General features: G+C 55.7%; 3 protein-coding genes and 1 pseudogene. 1 reads left to right on the top strand and 3 read right to left on the bottom strand.

The features are described from left to right. Nucleotides 1–64: 64 nt before the first annotated feature. On the bottom strand, nucleotides 65–739 hold the full coding sequence (locus Q1Y74_RS13840; RefSeq protein WP_300814877.1) for an OmpA family protein: 675 nt from the start codon (nucleotides 737–739) through the stop codon (nucleotides 65–67). A gap of 297 nt (nucleotides 740–1,036) precedes the next feature. Between Q1Y74_RS13840 and Q1Y74_RS13835 the strand changes: the two genes are divergently transcribed. After that, nucleotides 1,037–1,204 (top strand): hypothetical protein, encoded by a 168-nt coding sequence (locus Q1Y74_RS13835; RefSeq protein ID WP_300814876.1) that lies wholly within the window; start codon nucleotides 1,037–1,039, stop codon nucleotides 1,202–1,204. 10 nt (nucleotides 1,205–1,214) lie between these two features. On the opposite strand, the gene nagA is transcribed toward Q1Y74_RS13835, so the two are convergent. Both nagA and Q1Y74_RS13825 read right to left on the bottom strand, forming a co-directional pair. Beyond that, a complete protein-coding gene (gene nagA / locus Q1Y74_RS13830; RefSeq protein ID WP_300814875.1) occupies nucleotides 1,215–2,369 on the bottom strand; it encodes an N-acetylglucosamine-6-phosphate deacetylase in 1,155 nt (384 codons plus the stop codon). Between the two features lie 187 nt (nucleotides 2,370–2,556). Further along, nucleotides 2,557–2,700: pseudogene (locus Q1Y74_RS13825) on the bottom strand (DUF2023 family protein); the annotation flags it as partial. Nucleotides 2,701–2,796: the final 96 nt, after the last annotated feature.

The following is a 2,796-nucleotide window of genomic DNA, read 5'->3' as shown; positions in this document are numbered from 1 at the left end:
CCGATAGTGGTTATAAAGAAGAGTAATATTACGTTGCGGACAATCCGCAAAGTCCTCCTGAGTGTCATTGCGCTGCTTCTGCGTTCTTGATCATTTGTTCGCTGGCAAACATGTAGATGTCTACACGGCGGTTCTGCTCGGCAGTCAGGCTTTCGTCATACTCGTTGTAGCCCACGCCTTCCACCTGCTTGAACTGTGCGGGCGAAACGCCGCAGTCCTGCAAGTAGTTCTCAACGGAGTAGGCACGGTCCTTGGACACCTTCATGTTGGCCTCGTAGGTTCCCACCTTGTCCGTGTGGCCTATGATGGCGATGTCTGTCGTGGGGTCGTCCTTCAGGATCTGGGCCAGTTCGCGCAGCGATGCCTTCGACGTGTTGTTCAGTGTGGAAGAGTTGAAGGCAAAGAGGATGCCTGCGTCGAAAGAAACCTTGACGGCTGCCAGGCCGTTGCTGTCGGTCACCTTCTCCACCTGTGCGCCTTCAATCTTGGCAGCCTCGGCCGCCTTCTTGTCCATGTTGTGGCCGATGGCCACGCCGGCGCCGGCACCCACGGCCGCGCCTACGGCCGCTCCGATGGCTGCGCCCTTTCCTTTTCCTATCAGTCCTCCTACGATGGCTCCGGCTGCCGCTCCCGAGCCGCCCCCGATGAGGCCGCCTTTAGTCGTATTGTTCATTGTGCCACAGCTGGCCAACAAGATTGCACCGCTCAACGTAAGTGCCGCAATTTTCATCTGTTTCATTTCCATTCTTTCAAAATTATTAGTGAGTAAACTGTCCGGACTTCTTTCCGTTTCCTTTGCTTTTCCCTCCTTTTCCCGTCCTTTGGCCGTTGGGGCATGATGGGGATTGAATGTCAGAATAGTCAGGGGGAGGATGGGCCGGAATGCAGGCGGAAATCAGAACAACTTTCAATTTGTGGGGCAAATTTATACATAAAAAAACTTGTAGCGTGCTGTTTTGTTCATTCGTTTAACTTTTTTAGCTACTGTTTGTATTTGGACCGGTCCCGGTGTGGGGAAGCGATGCCGTGTTCCGCGATGATAAAATGGAACGCTAACGGCGCGGACGACATCCGTTGGGGCTTGCCCGCCGTCCGTCGCCGCCTCTGTGCGGGCAACGGGCAGCATGTCCTGGGTGTCATGCGCGCCGTTCGTGTTCCGGTTCGCTCAGGCGTACGCCTTCAGCAGACTGTCCGTCTGCGGTGAAGGCGGTTGTTTACAGGTTCATCACCTTGCATGCGCCGCCCTGCCATACGGCGCGTACGTTCAGCTCGTCGTCCAGTATCAGGACGTCGGCGTCCTTGTCCTTCTGGAGCGAGCCTTTGCGGTCGTCCACGCCCATGATGCGGGCCGGGGTTTCAGAGGCCATGCGCAGGGCGTCGCCCAGAGGAATGCCGGCCTTGACCATGGTGCGCACCAGCACGTCGGTCGTGGCTATGCTGCCCGCCAGCGATGAACGGTCGGCCAGCTTGCATACGCCGTCTTCGATGATGACGCGCGGGTCGTTGATTTCCTTGCCCTCGCTGGCGGCGTAGGACAGGGCGTCTGTCACGAGGCAGGTGTGCTCCACGCCTTTCAGCTTGTAGGCCAGGCGCAGGATGGTGGCGGGCAGGTGGATGCCGTCGGCAATGAGTTCGATGGTCATGCCGTCCGTCAGGTAGACGCTTTCCACCGTTCCTTCATATTTATATTCGCGGCGTTTGTGGAAGCCGGGCATGGCGTTGTAGAAGTGGGCGGCGTGGGTGAAGCCGGCTTCATAGGCGGCCTTGATGTCGTCGTATTCCGCTTCGGTGTGCGAGATGGCGGCCACGATGCCTTTGGACTTCAGGTAGCGTGCAAAGTCCAGGGCGCCGGGCAGTTCGGGCGACGCGTCCCATCGACGGATGCAGTTGCTCTTCTCCAGCAGTTCCTTGTATTCGCTTTCCTCAATCTCTTTCACCTGTCCGGCAAACTGTTCGCCGGCCATTTTGGGGTTGAGGTAAGGCCCTTCGATGTGCAGGCCCAGGACAGGGCTGTCCGGTTCGGCCATCATCCGCTCGCAGATTTCGGCGGCCTGATAGAGCTTGCTGAAGGGTGACGACGAAAGGGTGGGGAAGAAGCTGGTGGCTCCGTGGCACAGGTGGGCGTCGATAATCTGGCGGAATGCCTCTTCGGTGCATTCGGTGAAGTCGTGTCCGCCGCCGCCGTGAGCGTGCATGCAGACAAAGCCCGGCACAATGTACATCCCCCTGGCATCCACCATCTGGGCGCCTATCAGGGCGAGGTCGCAGTTAGTCACTTCCAGTATTTTTCCGTCTCTCATCAGGACAGAACCTTCATTCAGCCAGCCTTGCGGGGTGAATATGCGTCCGTTGATAATTTGGGTAAGCATCGTTTTTTTCTGTTTTTAAGATTAGTATTCCTTATGTGTGTCACGTCCGTTCCTGCCGCAAACCCGCAGGCCGGATGTTGTCTGCGAACAAAAATACGGACTTCCGTTGGAATATGAAAGAGATGCTTGCCCTTTTCGTCAATTTATTTTGGAGAACGGCTGGGGTGAGGAGCCGATTCCTTCCCGTCTATTGGCTTTGTTTGTTCTTGCGTGCACAATAACGTTCGCATTGGGCACAGAGGTCATACCCCAGCATCGCCCCGAGGATGAAGTCTTCTTCGGGCGTCAGTTGGTTCAGCGGACGTGTCACCATGCAACGCACAGCATGTAACCTGAGTTTTGGATAAGAAATATGCTTGAAAATTAGTTAGAATGCTCTATTATATGTATCTTTATAGTGTGAAAATCAAAACGATAGCATATAATT

Source organism: uncultured Bacteroides sp. (genome assembly GCF_949298305.1).
Classification (GTDB): domain Bacteria; phylum Bacteroidota; class Bacteroidia; order Bacteroidales; family Bacteroidaceae; genus Bacteroides.
Note: the sequence above shows the minus strand (reverse complement) of the source record. Positions and strands in the feature narration are given on the sequence as shown.

Bases quoted from the DNA above. Each gene is read 5' to 3' on its own strand.
- nagA (WP_300814875.1), bottom strand. From the start codon at position 2,369: ATGCTTACCCAAATTATCAACGGACGCATATTCACCCCGCAAGGCTGG.
- Q1Y74_RS13840 (WP_300814877.1), bottom strand. From the start codon at position 739: ATGAAACAGATGAAAATTGCGGCACTTACGTTGAGCGGTGCAATCTTG.
- Q1Y74_RS13835 (WP_300814876.1), top strand. From the start codon at position 1,037: ATGATAAAATGGAACGCTAACGGCGCGGACGACATCCGTTGGGGCTTG.